This is a genomic window from Rhodococcus sp. BL-253-APC-6A1W (genome assembly GCF_012843405.1).
Taxonomy (GTDB): Bacteria; Actinomycetota; Actinomycetes; order Mycobacteriales; family Mycobacteriaceae; genus Rhodococcus.
In genome coordinates this window covers 1-762 of sequence record NZ_JABAFB010000035.1, presented here as the reverse complement: position 1 = coordinate 762, position 762 = coordinate 1, and the positions used below count along the sequence as shown (strand labels likewise).

The 762-nt window shown below is 58.4% G+C and carries 2 rRNA genes; both read right to left on the bottom strand.

Annotation, left to right across the window (positions count from 1 at the left end):
• Window positions 1-7: 7 nt before the first annotated feature.
• Window positions 8-124: ribosomal RNA gene (rrf, locus tag HF877_RS21110) — 5S ribosomal RNA — on the bottom strand.
• Between the two features lie 99 nt (window positions 125-223).
• Window positions 224-762, bottom strand: a 23S ribosomal RNA gene (locus HF877_RS21105); the annotation flags it as partial.

The following is a 762-nucleotide window of genomic DNA, read 5'->3' as shown; positions in this document are numbered from 1 at the left end:
AACGGGTGTTCGGCGGTGTCCTACTCTCCCACACCCTGTCGAGTGCAGTACCATCGGCGCAATGGGGCTTAGCTTCCGGGTTCGGAATGGGACCGGGCGTTTCCCCCACGCTATAACCACCGTAACTCTATGAAACTCCACGCACACACCCCAACCCCCAAAAGGGAAAGAAGTGCATGTGTGTGCTGTTTCAGAAACCGCACAGTGGACGCGTAGCACCTTCGTTAGAAAGTCCTCGGCCTATTAGTACCAGTCACCTCCATGCGTTACCGCACTTCCAGTTCTGGCCTATCAACCCGGTGGTCTGCCGGGGGCCTTACCCCCTCGAGGGGGTGAGAAACCTCATCTTGGAACAGGCTTCCCGCTTAGATGCTTTCAGCGGTTATCCCTTCCGAACGTAGCCAACCAGCAGTGCCCCTGGCGGGACAACTGGCACACCAGAGGTTCGTCCGTCCCGGTCCTCTCGTACTAGGGACAGCCTTCCTCAAGTTTCTAACGCGCGCGGCGGATAGAGACCGAACTGTCTCACGACGTTCTAAACCCAGCTCGCGTGCCGCTTTAATGGGCGAACAGCCCAACCCTTGGGACCTACTCCAGCCCCAGGATGCGACGAGCCGACATCGAGGTGCCAAACCATCCCGTCGATATGGACTCTTGGGGAAGATCAGCCTGTTATCCCCGGGGTACCTTTTATCCGTTGAGCGACACCGCTTCCACATGCCGGTGCCGGATCACTAGTCCCGACTTTCGTCCCTGCTCGAC